Annotated in this window: 11 protein-coding genes and 1 other RNA gene; 8 read left to right on the forward strand and 4 right to left on the reverse strand. The window is 56.0% G+C overall.

Annotation, left to right across the window (positions count from 1 at the left end; all coding sequences use genetic code 11):
* The first annotated feature begins 4 nt into the window (after positions 1-4).
* The 5 genes from lldD to M1E04_RS21075 all read left to right on the forward strand — a co-directional run bounded on the left by lldD (position 5) and on the right by M1E04_RS21075 (position 6,484).
* Positions 5-1,150: an FMN-dependent L-lactate dehydrogenase LldD gene (gene lldD / locus M1E04_RS21055; protein ID WP_122622782.1), complete on the forward strand. Its 1,146-nt coding sequence runs from the start codon at positions 5-7 to the stop codon at positions 1,148-1,150.
* Positions 1,151-1,225: 75 nt separating this feature from the next.
* Positions 1,226-4,036, forward strand: coding sequence for an FAD-binding and (Fe-S)-binding domain-containing protein (locus M1E04_RS21060; protein WP_456291978.1), 2,811 nt, complete (start codon positions 1,226-1,228; stop codon positions 4,034-4,036).
* A 208-nt stretch (positions 4,037-4,244) separates the two neighbouring features.
* Positions 4,245-4,535 carry a hypothetical protein gene (locus M1E04_RS21065; protein ID WP_065987624.1) on the forward strand — a complete coding sequence of 97 codons (291 nt, stop codon included), beginning with the start codon at positions 4,245-4,247 and terminating at the stop codon, positions 4,533-4,535.
* A 113-nt stretch (positions 4,536-4,648) separates the two neighbouring features.
* Positions 4,649-5,040, forward strand: a transfer-messenger RNA (tmRNA) gene (gene ssrA, locus M1E04_RS21070).
* Positions 5,041-5,227: 187 nt separating this feature from the next.
* Positions 5,228-6,484, forward strand: coding sequence for an integrase domain-containing protein (locus tag M1E04_RS21075; RefSeq protein WP_456291979.1), 1,257 nt, complete (start codon positions 5,228-5,230; stop codon positions 6,482-6,484).
* A gap of 148 nt (positions 6,485-6,632) precedes the next feature.
* On the opposite strand, the gene M1E04_RS21080 is transcribed toward M1E04_RS21075, so the two are convergent.
* From M1E04_RS21080 to M1E04_RS21095, 4 genes are read right to left on the reverse strand one after another with little or no spacing between them, the layout of a single operon-like run.
* On the reverse strand, positions 6,633-6,902 hold the full coding sequence (locus tag M1E04_RS21080) for a hypothetical protein (protein ID WP_102717862.1): 270 nt from the start codon (positions 6,900-6,902) through the stop codon (positions 6,633-6,635).
* A complete protein-coding gene (locus tag M1E04_RS21085) occupies positions 6,899-7,882 on the reverse strand; it encodes an integrase domain-containing protein (RefSeq protein ID WP_161755879.1) in 984 nt (327 codons plus the stop codon). Before M1E04_RS21085 ends, M1E04_RS21080 begins: the two co-directional genes overlap by 4 nt.
* Entirely contained in the window at positions 7,866-8,243 is a 378-nt protein-coding gene (locus M1E04_RS21090; RefSeq protein ID WP_456291980.1) for a hypothetical protein, read from the reverse strand. Before M1E04_RS21090 ends, M1E04_RS21085 begins: the two co-directional genes overlap by 17 nt.
* On the reverse strand, positions 8,212-9,612 hold the full coding sequence (locus M1E04_RS21095) for a YfjI family protein (protein WP_456291981.1): 1,401 nt from the start codon (positions 9,610-9,612) through the stop codon (positions 8,212-8,214). The genes M1E04_RS21090 and M1E04_RS21095 overlap by 32 nt, the downstream gene beginning before the upstream one ends.
* Before the next feature lie 1,174 nt (positions 9,613-10,786).
* Here M1E04_RS21095 and M1E04_RS21100 point away from each other — a divergent pair.
* The 3 genes from M1E04_RS21100 to M1E04_RS21110 all read left to right on the forward strand — a co-directional run bounded on the left by M1E04_RS21100 (position 10,787) and on the right by M1E04_RS21110 (position 14,745).
* A complete protein-coding gene (locus M1E04_RS21100) occupies positions 10,787-10,993 on the forward strand; it encodes a helix-turn-helix domain-containing protein (RefSeq protein WP_456291982.1) in 207 nt (68 codons plus the stop codon).
* A 22-nt stretch (positions 10,994-11,015) separates the two neighbouring features.
* The gene (locus tag M1E04_RS21105; protein WP_456291983.1) at positions 11,016-11,705 is read left to right on the forward strand and encodes an AlbA family DNA-binding domain-containing protein; all 690 of its coding nucleotides are present in this window, start codon (positions 11,016-11,018) and stop codon (positions 11,703-11,705) included.
* 274 nt (positions 11,706-11,979) lie between these two features.
* On the forward strand, positions 11,980-14,745 hold the full coding sequence (locus M1E04_RS21110; RefSeq protein ID WP_161755785.1) for a type I restriction-modification system subunit M: 2,766 nt from the start codon (positions 11,980-11,982) through the stop codon (positions 14,743-14,745).
* Position 14,746: the final 1 nt, after the last annotated feature.

Here is a 14,746-nt window from a genome sequence, read left to right on the forward strand (position 1 = left end):
TCCCATGATCATTTCTGCCTCCACCGACTACCGCGCCGCCGCTCAGCGCAAACTGCCGCCCTTCCTGTTTCACTACGCCGACGGCGGCGCGTACGCCGAGCACACCCTGCGCCACAACGTCTCCGACCTGGCCAGCATTGCGCTGCGCCAGCGCATCCTGAAGAACATGTCCGAGCTGAGTCTGGAGACGACGCTGTTCGGTGAAACCCTGAGCATGCCGATGGCACTGGCACCGGTCGGTCTCTGCGGCATGTATGCCCGCCGTGGCGAAGTGCAGGCCGCGCGCGCTGCAGACGCCAAGGGCATTCCGTTCACGCTGTCGACGGTTTCGTTGTGCCCGATTGAAGAAGTCGCTCCGGCGATCAAGCGGCCCATGTGGTTTCAGCTCTACGTGCTGAAAGACCGCGGCTTCATGCGGAATGCGCTGGAGCGAGCCAAAGCCGCCGGCGTGAAGACACTGGTATTCACCGTCGACATGCCCGTCCCGGGCGCGCGTTACCGTGACGCGCATTCCGGCATGAGCGGCAAAAGCGGGCCGATGCGCCGCGTTTTGCAAGCCATGACTCACCCGCAATGGGCGTGGGATGTCGGCATCAACGGCCGCCCCCACGACTTGGGCAACGTGTCGGCCTATCGCGGCAACCCTACCGGTCTCACCGACTACATCGCCTGGCTGGGCAACAACTTCGATCCGTCGATTTCATGGAAAGACCTGGAATGGATTCGCGATTCCTGGGATGGCCCGATGATCATCAAGGGCATCCTCGACCCGGAAGACGCCCGGGATGCCGTGAAATTCGGCGCCGACGGCATCGTCGTGTCCAACCATGGCGGTCGCCAGCTCGATGGCGTGTTGTCCAGTGCCCGTGCGCTGCCGGCCATTGCCGACGCGGTGAAAGGCGATCTGAAGATTCTCGCCGACTCCGGCATTCGCAGCGGCCTGGACGTAGTGCGCATGATCGCCCTCGGGGCCGACACCGTGCTGATCGGCCGCGCGTTCATCTACGCCTTGGCCACCCACGGCGAGGCCGGGGTGAAAAACCTGCTGGATCTGTTCGAGAAGGAAATGCGCGTGGCGATGGTCCTGACCGGCGCCAAGTCGATCAGCGAGATCACTCGCGATTCGCTGGTTCGCGAACTGGGCGCCTGAACGGCGCCGATCCCGACCTATGCGGCCCGACAGAGACCGCAGCCGCCACTAAGATGCACCCACGAGGAAAACCGCATGACCTTGCCCGCCGCGTTTCTGGCCGGAGTGACCAGCCTCATTCCTGCTGGAAGACGCTTCGACGACCCGCTCTCGACCCTGGCTTTTGGCACCGACGCCAGTTTTTATCGGCTGATCCCCAAACTGGTCATCCGCGTCGAATCAGAAGACGAAGTCGTGGCGCTGCTGAAGCTGGCGCAGGCGGATAAAGTCTCCGTGACCTTCCGCGCGGCGGGCACCAGCCTGTCGGGGCAGGCCATCAGCGACTCAGTATTGATCGTGCTCGGCGACAACTGGAACGGCCGTGAAATACGCAAGCAAGGTGCGCAGATCCGCTTGCAACCGGGCGTCATCGGTGCACAGGCCAATCTCTGGCTGGCGCCGTTCGGGCGCAAGATCGGTCCAGACCCGGCGTCCATGCACGCAGCAAAAATCGGCGGCATCGTTGCCAACAATTCCAGCGGCATGTGCTGCGGCACGGCCCAGAACACCTACCACACCCTCGCCGGCATTCGGCTGGTGCTCGGCGACGGCACTCGCTTGGACACGGAAGATGCCGCCAGCGTCGCTGCATTTAAAGTCAGCCATGGCGAGCTGCTCCACCGCCTCGCGCAACTGGGTCGTGAGACGCGCGCGAATACCGAACTCGCTGCGAAGATCCGCCACAAGTACCGCTTGAAGAACACGTGCGGCCTGTCGCTAAACGCCTTGGTGGATTTCGACGAACCCCTCGACATCCTCAGTCACCTGCTGGTGGGTTCGGAGGGCACGCTGGGTTTCATCAGCGCGGTGACCTACGACACGGTGCCCGATCACCCGAACAAGGCAACGGCGCTGATTGTCTTTCCCGACATCGAAACCTGCTGCAACGCCGTAACGGTTCTGAAAACCCAGCCAGTCGCTGCCGTCGAACTGCTTGATCGACGCAGCCTGCGTTCGGTGCAGAACAAGCCAGGCATGCCGGCATTCGTTCGTGAGCTGTCGGAGGGTGCCTGCGCGCTGTTGATCGAAGCCCGCGCCGCGACCCGGCCGTTGCTGCACGAACAACTGGCCCAGATCATGGCGTCCATCGCGCATTTCCCGGTCGAGAAGCAGGTTGATTTCACCGAAGACGCGATCGAAAACGCGCGGCTCTGGGCCATTCGCAAAGACACCTTCCCTGCCGTCGGCGCGGTGCGTGAGACCGGTACGACCGTTATCATCGAAGACGTCACCTTCCCCGTCGAGCAACTGGCCGTCGGCGTTCGGCGACTGATCGAACTGTTCGAAAAGCACCGCTACGACGAAGCGATCCTGTTCGGCCATGCGTTGGAGGGCAACCTGCACTTCGTCTTCACCCAAGGGTTCAACGACCCGCAGGAAATCGCGCGTTATTCCGCGTTCATGGACGACGTCACGCAACTGGTGGCCGTGGAGTTCAACGGCTCGCTGAAGGCTGAACACGGCACCGGCCGCAACATGGCGCCGTTCGTGGAGCTTGAGTGGGGCGGCGAGGCTTATGCGCTGATGTGGCAACTCAAACGGTTGCTTGACCCCGACGGCATTCTTAATCCGGACGTCGTGCTCAGTGAGGATCCGCAGGTGCACCTCAAGCACCTGAAACCCATGCCCGCTGCCGATGCGATCGTCGACAAATGCATCGAGTGCGGCTTTTGCGAACCGGTGTGTCCGTCGAAAGGGCTGACCCTGAGTCCACGGCAGCGGATCGTCATGTGGCGTGACATTCAGGCGAAAAAACGTGCGGGCACCGACACCACTCAGCTGGAGCGCGACTACCAGTACCAGGGCATCGACACCTGCGCCGCCACCGGTTTGTGCGCGCAACGTTGCCCGGTCGGCATCAATACCGGCGAACTGGTGAAAAAGCTTTGTGGGGACCAAGCGCATCATGACAAGGCCGCCAGCTGGATCAGTCAGCATTTTGCGACAGCGTTGAAGGGCGCGCGATTTACGCTGCATGCGGCCAATGGCGCACGCATGCTGCTTGGCGCGCCGAGGCTGGCGAAGATTTCCAGCGCGCTGAGCAAGGCGTCGTCGGGCCGCGTACCTCAGTGGACGCCGGCGATGCCGCAACCCGAGCACGCTATTCGCTTCACGCCCCCGTTTGAAGATACGCGCCCCCGCGTAGTCTATCTGGCCGCCTGCGTGTCCCGCGTCATGGGGCCTGCGGCGGGGGATCGCGAACAGATGTCGCTGATGGACAAGACCCGAGGGCTGCTGGAGAAAGCCGGCTATCAAGTGGTGTTTCCGGAAGACCAGGACAGTCTGTGCTGCGGCCAGCCTTTCGCCTCCAAGGGCTACGCCGAGCAGGCGGAGGACAAGCGCCAGCAGATGCTCGCTGCGCTGACCAAGGCCAGTCGTGGCGGGCTTGATCCGATCTATTGCGACACCAGCCCCTGCACCCTGCGTCTGGTTCAGGACCTTAAGGAAACACGGCTCGACCTGTATGACCCGGTACGTTTCATCCGCACCCATCTGCTGGATAAACTGGTGTTCACCCCGCAGCAGGCGCCCATCGCCGTTCACGTCACCTGCAGCACGCAACACCTGGGCGAGAGCCAGGCGCTGATCGACCTTGCGAGGATGTGCAGCGCGAGTGTAGTCGTGCCCGAAGGCATTCATTGCTGCGGGTTCGCGGGCGACAAAGGCTTCACCACACCGGAGCTGAACGCCCATGCGCTGCGCTCGCTGAAAGACGCGGTTCAGTACTGTGAAGAAGGCATTTCGACCAGCCGGACGTGCGAGATCGGGCTCACGCAACACGGCGGTATCGACTACCACGGCCTGGTCTATCTCGTGGATCGAGTGACTCAACCAAGAATCGCTTAATGCACATAAATGGGGCGTAGATCGCCCCATAATCCCGAAACATCCGGCAACGTGGCTTTTTCACAGCATCGTGAAAAAAAATAGAACCCCTGCGACAGGCGGCAGTCCATCTCTTTAGGCGCCACTAACCATTCGGCGCTTTTCCCTCTATCTCGGGCACCGGCAAATTGAGCGGCGACACCGAGTCAACAGGCTCAAGGAGATACACATGAAGCGCACCGCACTGACTGGACTGTTTCTTACCGCTGCACTGTTGGGCTCCCCGGTTTTCGCTGCTGATGACCTGTGCGGCGCGAACATCGCGACACTGAAGAATGCTGAAGCGTCGACTACCACCAATCTGACCGGCGACAGCAAAACTGATATCGAAAAAACCGTCGCTGATGCCACTGCCGCGCAAAAACGTGGCGATGACAAAGAGTGCATCTCGATCACCACCAAGAAAATCACTGAGTTGAAAACCGGCGGTGACGGCAGCGACGGCGGTGCCGCGAAGTAATTGCCGAATCGCGACGGCTCCAAGGCCGTCGCGAGCGGAATGTCAGGCGGACGGTCGACGTATCTCATTGATTCGGGTAGACTCCGCCGCCTGACTGCTAGAGCAGCAGAATTGGGGCCGATTAGGATTCGACGCCGGTGATGAAACTCTAGGGGCATGCCGACTTGGTAACAGAAGTCGTAAATCCACTGTTGCAACTTTCTATAGTTGCCAATGACGAAACCTACGGGGAACAAGCTCTCGCCGCGTAAGCGGTGCTAGCCTTCCTTCTGGTAGCTTCGGCTCCAGCAATCACCAGGGGATGCCTGTAAACCCAAAGTGATTGTCATATAGAACAGGATCGCCGTGCAGTACGCTGTGGACGAATCGGCTAAAACTTACACAGCTCGCCCAAAGCACCCTGCCCGTCGGGTCGCTGAGGGTTAACTTAATAGACACGGCTAAGCATGTAGGCCCGAAAGCGGAGTACTGGCGGACGGGGGTTCAAATCCCCCCGGCTCCACCACTTCAACATCTAAAGACGTCCACGGACGTCTTTTTTTGTACCTGAAACCCAGTGAATACTGGGGTTTCAGGGCTGCGGGAGGCTTTCGAGGTTGTTAGAGTTCCAGGCGATTTGGTATTCCCAATGGTATTCCCGGCTACCCGGCGCTAATCTTGGGAATACCAAAAGGTGTCATGGAGTACTTCTCATGTGCGCTCAAACCACCCGCCTCTCCGACCGCCAACTCAAGGCGGTCAAACCGAAAGACAAGGATTACGTCCTCACCGATGGCGACGGGCTCCAGCTGCGAGTCAGGGTCAATCGCTCGATGCAGTGGAATTTCAACTACCGGCATCCAGTAACCAAGAACCGAATCAACATGGCACTCGGCTCCTATCCCGAGGTTTCTCTTGCGCAAGCCAGGAAGAAAACCGTTGAGGCCAGAGAGCTGCTTGCACAGGGCATCGACCCCAAAGCTCAGCGTAATGAACTGCAGGAAGCCAAACGAGCGGAAACGGAACATACGTTCGAGAACGTAGCCACCGCGTGGTTAGAATTGAAGAAGGATTCCGTCACCCCGGCGTATGCCGAAGACATCTGGCGCTCACTCACGCTGCATGTATTTCCGAGCATGAAATCAACGCCGCTATCAGAAGTGAATGCCCCGATGGTCATCAAGCTCCTTCGGCCGATTGAGGCCAAAGGTAGCCTCGAGACCGTGAAGCGGGTAAGCCAGCGCCTTAACGAGATCATGACTTACGGGGTCAATTCCGGAATGATCTTTGCGAACCCTCTCAGCGGCATTCGCGCTGTCTTCAAGAAACCCAAAAAAGAGAATATGGCCGCGCTACCAGCTGATGAGCTTCCCGAGCTCATGATGGAAATCGCGAACGCCAGCATCAAGCGGACGACCCGCTGCCTGATCGAATGGCAGCTGCACACCATGACCCGCCCCTCCGAAGCGGCGACCACCCGATGGGCAGATATCGACTTCGACAAACGCCTCTGGACCATCCCTCCGGAGCGAATGAAAAAGCGTCGTCCGCACACAATCCCGCTGACCGAACATGCACTCTCGTTATTGGAGACGCTTAAGCCCCATAGCGCCCACAGGGAATATGTGTTCCCGTCAGATAGAAACCCCCGCACCCACGCGAATAGCCAAACAGCCAACATGGCGTTGAAACGAATGGGTTTTCAGGACCGCTTGGTCAGCCACGGAATGCGCTCCATGGCCAGCACAATCCTGAATGAGCATGGATGGGATCCGGAGCTGATCGAAGTCGCGCTGGCGCATGTCGATAAAGACGAAGTTCGAAGCGCCTACAACCGGGCGGATTACATCGAACGCCGGCGTCCGATGATGGCCTGGTGGAGTGATCATATCCAGAAGGCAGCCACCGGCAGCCTGTCGGCATCCGCCATCAATCAAACCAGGGACCGTAACGTCGTGCCGATACGCTGAGCCGGCGACAATCCGTGTCGTGCAGCAGGGCGACTGAAGTGGCGACTGTTGCTAAATCTGCCGCATGCCTGCGCTTCTTCGGCCAAGCCCCTGAGTATGGGAAGGCTCCGCATTCCCATACTCAGGGGCTCACGCTTAAAAGCGTCTATCAGACAACCACGAGTTGCGCCTTTCTGCGGCGGATCAGCCCTGCTGTTAATTCATAGTAATAGACGGTCGCTGGTGCTGAGCAACGCAGATAGTGCTCTAAAAACCATCTGGTGTGCTTTTCCTTCCAGGACCACGGGGTCGCACAACTCCAGCGCTCACGAATCGCCTCGTGCATCCTTTCTGCCTGCCTGATATGCCGCTGCCGCGTGGCATGCGCACCTTTGAGCACGGGACTCAGAAACAACGCCATATCGAACTCGGACTTCATCGACGACCTCCGATGTAGGCACTCACCACGTCGATGCGGTTATGCCCCAACTCGTGGCTGATCTGCTGGCGTGCACGCTGATCGAGTGCTCGATCCTCTCGATGACCACGACCGCCATTGATGGGCGCGGAGAAACCGGTCAGTTGCTCATAGCGCTCACAGGCGTAAGCCGCCCGCAGTTCATGAAAGCCTTTCAATCCATGCTCATGCAGGATGTCCCGTGCCGGTCGCACGATTGTCTGTAGGAAATCTTTGTAGCTTTCATCAGGTGTTAACAGATTCCGACTGCCCTTGGGTGAAGCCTCGCTGGCCCTGTCGAGGGCGCCACGAACTTGATCCGTGACCGCAATCCAACGCGGTGCCGATGCGCCTGATCGACCGCCTTTGGTGCCGTCCTGGATATTGATCTTGCCCAGTTGCCGAGCCTCCCGTTGCAGCCGGGGCAAGTCCGCCAAGATCGCTTCACGCAGGCGCATTCCGGTCTCCCGAGCAAGGAGCACAATGGCACTCACCCTCGATTGCTGGCCTCGCTCTGACAACGCCTGTGCGATCAACTCGATCTGGACACGGTCTTGGCCTTGCGGGGCCTCACTACGCACACCTGAGCGCTGCAAGCCAAGCGCCTTGCTCGGACTGGGGATTTTGACGTACTGATCACCGCGCAGCGCGGCCATCGTTCGGTTCACGCTAGACAGGCGGTTCTGCGCTGTGGCGATGCCGACGTTGCCCTGATCAACCTGCTCGCGCAAATGGAAGGCGTACCGCATAAGGATCTCGCGGTCGATCTGTCGCGCGTCATTGAGCCTTGGCCCTTCCTCGGATCGACACCAACGCACGAATGCCTGCCAGCGATCGCTATGGGCTTTGACGGTAGCAAAATGGCCGTCGCCAAACAGATCTTTCAGTGCTTGCGGTCCGGCATAGCTGAGCTGGCGACCGAAGCCAAAATTACGTCCCGCTCGCTTACCGACCCGAGCCATTTTTCTGTTCCTGATCGACTGCAGCGAGATCATGCAAAAGGGCTCGCCAGTGCGCACTTACAATCGCGAACTGAGCCCAATCAGTCGGGCGAAAACACAGCGTGTTGTCGGTGACGTAAAGATGCGCACCCTCCTCTTTCAACCATTGAATAATGGCTGTCGTAGAGGCGATAGCTTTATGGGTGGTGGCGACACTGGCGACAGCGGCGACAACCCTTGTCCTGCCTGGTTTTGAGCGTGGCGACAAAGTGGCGACAGTAGCGGCGACAAATCGCGCTTTGGGCTCCTTTTGACGCTGAGCCAGATGGTTGCGCAGCGCTTCATCAAGATTAAACGTGGCGCACCTCGAAGGTGTGGCCATCAGTGATCAACCACTGATGATCAATCAACTCGACCAGCAGCTTGGCGGCATGACGACTGCTCTTGCGGGCAAAGCGGGGACCGTTGCGATTCAATTCACGAATACTGAACCGCTTCCAATCTTTGACCTGTAGCCATCGCAGCAGCCGGTCTGCCTCCTCTTTTACTCGACACACCGGCTCCTGCTCAGTCAGGCGCTGGATCTCGTTGAGGTAGTAGCCGACTAAAGCGGAGGCCCGTTGGATATGGTCGACCTCTACGACGCTGCTCTCCTCCACAACTGCAAGAATGCCGGCTACGCGCAGCAGGTTATCTGCGGCCTTTGATCCGCTGGGCCGCACATTTGCCAGCTCACCAAACTCTCCCAGCTGAGCCTCAATGGCGTCATGCAGATCAATCCAGCGACGGCGAGCTAACGCACTGAGGGTCAGCGTTGAAAGCAACAGAGCACCGTCAGCAGAAAGTGACCACGGCTGATGAAATAGGGCCGAAAGGCGGTGGTGATATCGCTTCAGGGCGGGATCTTTGGACAAGTCGACAGATTGATAGCTACGTTGCCCGGCAAGGCTAGTGGGCCAGGTCATCAGGCAGCGACCAAGGATGCCTTGCCCCTGCAGCAACGGGTCACTGAGTAACTGCATGGCCAAGTACGGTTGCAGCATCAAGTGCAGACTCAAACGCCGGTCATAAGCCCGCAAGCTTTCACCGACCATAGAGCGAGCGCGATCTATCGGGCTGCCATCCCAGAGTGACGACAGGGTAGTGACCGCTTTCAAACGATTATCCCGACTCATGGTGCTGCTCCCGAGGAACTGTCCTCCTTCGTCACAGAACAGACCCATGCTGGGGAGGTCGTGACAGAGCCCCTTGATCAGCGCCTCGATAGTCGGGTCTGTGGTGATCAGCCTAGGGGCCGAGGGCTCCTCCTCTACTAAAGCGCGGTTTGCGGAGTCAGGATCGCCAGGATTAATACGCTGAGCCTGTTTTTGTACGGCACGGTATCGAGCAAGTTGTTCGCGATAGCGTTGCCACTGCTCACGTTCCCATTGCCGTGCAGGCAGTAATGCACATCGATCTGCTGCCGTTTTACGATCACCGGACGCGGCCACCGTAATCAGGTACAGCGACAGAGGGTAATTTCTCCCGTCGAGCTGTAAACCGGCATGACCTTGGGTAGCCAACGCCGACGCAGCCAACACCGATTGCGCGGCCAGCGCCTGGGGCACACCGATGACCTCGGCCATGCGCTCCACCGCAGGCCTAAGAATCCCACCCAGTGCCTGCACCGGATAAGGCTGGGCCACGGGATTCGACTCAATCAGCGGTCGAGGTGGTCGTGGTAGTTCAAGCTTCGGATCTAATTGCTGCATCGGCCCTCTCCTCGTTCATTGCTGGTTGTCCTCACGTAGTCCCGCCACGGCTGTTGAGTGTTATCAGGGATCAAGGCCCCTGCGGCCTGTGAGGTGTTCACTGACGCGGAACGCGCGGCTCCTTACGACCGGGAGCAAGGGCATGAACCCATTAATCTGGCCTCCTTAGACGCATCCGAAGATGCGGGCGGGTGGAGGCCGTGCCGGCTGACGAGTTCGGCACCTAGAGATCTCGGGTGGGAGAAGGCAACAACATCGACACCTGTTGCAGGCCTGACTGTCAGTCAGGTGCAGCCTTTCCATAGACTGCGGCACCGGTGCCTGTGTCGTTGCGGATTGCAACGAATCGGATTTGTCAGGCCGATTGTCACGAGGAGAGTTGCGGCAATGCCTTGTACGACATGGCTTGCAGCAGTAGTACGAGCGCCCGTCTCTTTCCAGGAGAAAGAGACGGGCGCAGTCTGGCGCAGCGAAGTGTGCCGAGAGGTGAGGTTGCTGCAGTGCAGCGAGGAAGGTCCATCGTCTGCCGCAGTGGACAGATCAGTCGAGTAGGCATCCATCACTCTTGGGGAGTGACCGTGCGAGCCGCCGGACGCTAATCGCACTTCGGAAGAACCACCACACAAGTGGCGTAGCCTTAAAGGTTCTGGCTACCTGGGCTGGTGCTGCCAACGACAGCGGTCCGTGCGCCAATTGTTATACCCACGCGAAAAGGCGGTCAAGCATCCCGGCCAAAGTGCGCAAAAAGTGGCGACTGTCGCCACTTTTGTCGCCACGCTCCAGGCCCTGTTCTGCATGGGTTGTCGCCGCTGTCGCCGGTGTCGCCACATCTCTAGCCATGGCCCCACAACAAGATCCGCTCTCACACTGGAGCTGTACTAGACAACCATCGTGAGTCATTTCTGACGGGTAAAAGATGGCGTGACGCTAATCAAATTTGAAATGGGAGGAGGAACGAGGTGACTTCGAAAAAAAGCGAATGAACCCTCCGATCGGCGCGATCAAAGATCGCTGGATCGGAGGGTTTGGCGGGAAAAGCAGATCGGGTAGACTGCTAACGACTTTAAACGACTCTAGTCTTCTAACCGGGTGCCAAAACCATGACAAAACAACAGGACAGGTGTTTTGCACAGCCGAAGGCTATCCATAAGGATGACGCACAGGGAGGTGCGTCATGACCACCGAGCCCTGGGTCACCGCCCTCGACGTTGTCCAACACTTGGGCATCGCCAAAGATACCGTCTACCGCTGGCGCGAACGAAAAGGCCTGCCGGCGCACAAAATTGGCCGGCTGTGGAAGTTTCAGCTGTCTGAGGTGGATGACTGGGTGCGCGCCGGTGGGGCGGATGAAGACGCAGAAAACGCGAGCGAACAAGAATAAACAATAAAATTACAGGTGCTGTGTGAGCCAGGAAGGACAACTGCTCGACTTCAAACCCTTGTGGGATGTAACTGGCAAAACCGCCGATTGGAATGAAATTGCCAAAGACTGCATTGCTTTTGCCAATGCTACTGGCAGCCGCTTACTGCTGGGTATCGAAGACGGCCAAGACGCACCACCGGCCAGTCAGCGCATTCCTTCTAACCTACCCGATATACTGCGACGCAAGCTGGCAAAGCACACCGTGAATGGCGGACAGTACATTGAATTGCGCACCCAGCGAGCCTTGTCGGTGGCTTCTACCACCGATGGTCGTTATTACTTGCGAGTAGCCGATCAAAGCAAACCCGTGACCGGTGATGATGTGATGCGCTTAGCCAGCGAACGTTCTGCTTTGCCCTGGGAAACGCACACCACCCTGAACGTGCCGCGCACCGAAGCAGATGAAACCAAACTCGGCAAGTGGTTACAGGCTCTTCGCATATCTGACCGGGTTAAGGCCTCCGTCAAAGAAAAAACCAACGATGAACTGCTCGATCACTATCAGCTCACGCATGGGACACTGCTGACTAACCTGGGCTTTCTATATCAGCGCATCGGCAGGGAAATTCACCCCAAGCAGGTCAGGCGCGCACTGGAAAGCCTCATCGAGCGCGGTGAAGTCCGCTTTGAAGGCGACAACCGCTGGCGGCGATACTGGACGATATCATGACCGCGCTATCGAACCTATCGAACCTTATCGACCTTCACTGGGCGATAGAAAATGGGCGATACGCCGGCTCGAGCCCAATGAATCAAAGGGTTCTATCGGCCACGGGCGATAACCACTAGGCGATAGAACCAACCCTTAGCGCGGGTATGGCTTTGGCACCAGACCGAGCCTATCTGCCGGGATTGCGCAAACGACTGACTAACCCCTGCTCATTGGCCCACGGCCAAAACTACAGCACTTCGAAGCTATCGAATTCGAGAAGGAAACACAGGATATGAACAAGCAACAACTGGCCGCCAAAATCTGGGAATCCGCCAACCAGATGCGCTCCAAAATTGAAGCAAACGAATACAAAGACTACATACTCGGCTTTATTTTTTACAAATACCTTAGCGACCAATTAGTGCAGTTTGTCACCAAAGAAGGCATGACCGCAGAAGACATTAAAGCCCTAAGCGAAGAAGACCCTGAAGCCGTCGAATTTATCCAAAGCAATTTGGGTTATTTTATTAGCTACGACAATTTATTTTCAACATGGGTAGACCCTAAATCAGACTTTGACGAATCTAACGTGCGCGATGCGCTCTCAGCCTTTAGCCGCTTAATTTCACCCACTTACAAAAAATTATTTGAAGGAATTTTCACCACGCTGGAAACAGGCCTGAGCAAACTCGGTGAAAGCGCAGGCAAACGCACCAAAGCCATTAGCGACTTACTACACCTGATTAAAAGCATTCCCATGAACAATAACCAAGGTTATGACGTACTGGGTTACATCTACGAATACTTAATTGAAAAATTTGCAGCCAATGCCGGTAAAAAGGCGGGTGAATTTTATACCCCGCACGAAGTCTCGGTACTCATGTCGCACATCATCGCTCACGAGTTAAAATACAAAGACACCCTCGAAATTTACGACCCTACCAGCGGCTCTGGTTCTTTGCTCATCAACATTGGCGAAGCCGTGGCGCAATACGCCAAAAGCAAAGACAACATCACCTATTATGCCCAAGAGTTAAAAGCCAATACCTACAACCTAACGCGCATGAACCTAATCATGCGTGGCATTAAAGCCAGCAACATCAAAACCCGCAATGGCGATACTTTAGAAGACGACTGGCCATACTTTGATGAAAGCGACCCACAAGGCTCCTACAACGCTTTATATGTCGATGCCGTAGTGTCTAACCCGCCTTACTCACAAGGCTGGGATTCCGCCCATAAAGAGAGCGACCCGCGCTACTCGCGTTTTGGCCTGGCCCCAAAAACCAAAGCCGATTTTGCCTTTTTGCTGCACGACCTTTACCACCTAAAGCCCGATGGCATTATGACCATTGTATTGCCCCACGGCGTGTTATTCCGTGGCGGTGAAGAAGGGCAAATTCGCAAGCAGTTAATTGAGAGCGACCACATAGACGCCATTATCGGCCTGCCCGCTAATATCTTTTTTGGCACTGGCATTCCTACCGTTATTTTGGTACTCAAGCAAAAAAGAAAAAATAACGATGTATTGGTGGTCGATGCCTCCAAACACTTTATAAAAGAAGGCAAAAACAACAAGCTGCAAGCAAGCGACATTAAACGCATTGTTGATGCGGTGATTCACCGTGAAAATATCGATAAATTCTCTCAAGTGGTTGAAAAGCAAATCCTGCGTGACAACGGCTACAACCTGAATATTCCCCGCTATGTGGATTCTTCCGCTGCCGCCGAAAGCTGGGATTTACACGCCACCATGTTAGGCGGCATTCCCAACAGCGAAATCGCAAGCCTTAAAAACTACTGGCAAGCCCTGCCACAACTGCACGCAGCCCTGTTCACGCCCAAATCCGCCGCTTACAGTGAATTGGCCATAAAAAAAGAGGCGGTGAATGCCACTATTACCCAGCACCCACAAGTGGCTGCGTTTATTAATACTTACAACCAAGCCTTTAAGGGTTTTGACGATTATTTAAACACTACCCTTATTCAAGGCTGGGCGGCCGTTAACCGCAACCAGCAAGAAGCACAATTAAGTGCCGAGTTATTTGGCCGACTTGCGCCTATTGCGTTAATCGACAAATACCAAGCTTACCAACACCAGAATAACCAGTGGCAAACCATCAGCGCCGATTTGGAAATGATGCAAACCGAGGGCTTTGCCGCGACTAAACAAGTGGATGCCAACATGGTGACCAAGAAGAAAGATGGCAAAGATACCGAGGTACAGGAAGGCTGGAAAGGCCACATAATGCCGTTTGATTTAGTACAACAAACTTACTTAATCGAAGACTTACACGCCTTAGAAAGCCAGGAAACAAAACTAGCAGAGATCACATCTCAAATTGAAGAGATAATTGAATCGTTTACAGAAGAAGAAAAAGACTCACCAATACTCAATGACAAGAATGATGCCTTTGTAAAGCCCGAACTAACCAAAAAGCTTAAAGAAATATATGCGGATGTTGATTCAGAAGAAATCCGTGTGCTTAACCAATATCTTGAATTACTCGACAATAAAGCGAAAAAACCAGAGAAACTTGAGTTCATCGAAAAAAACCAGCAAGTTCAATGGGGCAAAATTGAATCAAGTAAAGACGGTACATTTGCTAAGGCTAAGGCAAATGGTTTTTTACACACTCTGAGAGCTGAGTTTGAATTTGATCAAAAAACTTACGAAGGTAAAGTCGTTAAGGCCGATCAGTTATTACTAGACCAAGCCGAGCTTAAAGCCGATGTAAAAAAGAAAGCGATGGCACTGCACATAAAAACCAAAACCACCATAGAAGGTTTAACCAACGAACAAGTGAATACATTGCTGTACCTAAAATGGATTACTCCATTAAGCCGCGAACTCGCCGCGATGCCGAGCGCGGTCATCACCCAGCTCACCACAAAAGTACAAGCCCTTGCCGATAAATACGCTGTCACTTATTCGCAAGTGGCCAGCGAGATTACCAGCATCGAGCAGAAACTGACTAGAATGATGGGCGAACTCACCGGCGATGAGTTTGATATGCGGGGCTTGGCCGAACTCACTAGCTTGTTGAAGGGCGAATAAG

Source organism: Pseudomonas sp. AK106 (genome assembly GCF_053903055.1).

Coding starts and splice junctions, on each gene's coding strand:
- lldD (WP_122622782.1), top strand. CDS start 5: ATGATCATTTCTGCCTCCACCGACTACCGCGCCGCCGCTCAGCGCAAA.
- M1E04_RS21060 (WP_456291978.1), top strand. CDS start 1,226: ATGACCTTGCCCGCCGCGTTTCTGGCCGGAGTGACCAGCCTCATTCCT.
- M1E04_RS21065 (WP_065987624.1), top strand. CDS start 4,245: ATGAAGCGCACCGCACTGACTGGACTGTTTCTTACCGCTGCACTGTTG.
- M1E04_RS21075 (WP_456291979.1), top strand. CDS start 5,228: ATGTGCGCTCAAACCACCCGCCTCTCCGACCGCCAACTCAAGGCGGTC.
- M1E04_RS21080 (WP_102717862.1), bottom strand. CDS start 6,902: ATGAAGTCCGAGTTCGATATGGCGTTGTTTCTGAGTCCCGTGCTCAAA.
- M1E04_RS21085 (WP_161755879.1), bottom strand. CDS start 7,882: ATGGCTCGGGTCGGTAAGCGAGCGGGACGTAATTTTGGCTTCGGTCGC.
- M1E04_RS21090 (WP_456291980.1), bottom strand. CDS start 8,243: ATGGCCACACCTTCGAGGTGCGCCACGTTTAATCTTGATGAAGCGCTG.
- M1E04_RS21095 (WP_456291981.1), bottom strand. CDS start 9,612: ATGCAGCAATTAGATCCGAAGCTTGAACTACCACGACCACCTCGACCG.
- M1E04_RS21100 (WP_456291982.1), top strand. CDS start 10,787: ATGACCACCGAGCCCTGGGTCACCGCCCTCGACGTTGTCCAACACTTG.
- M1E04_RS21110 (WP_161755785.1), top strand. CDS start 11,980: ATGAACAAGCAACAACTGGCCGCCAAAATCTGGGAATCCGCCAACCAG.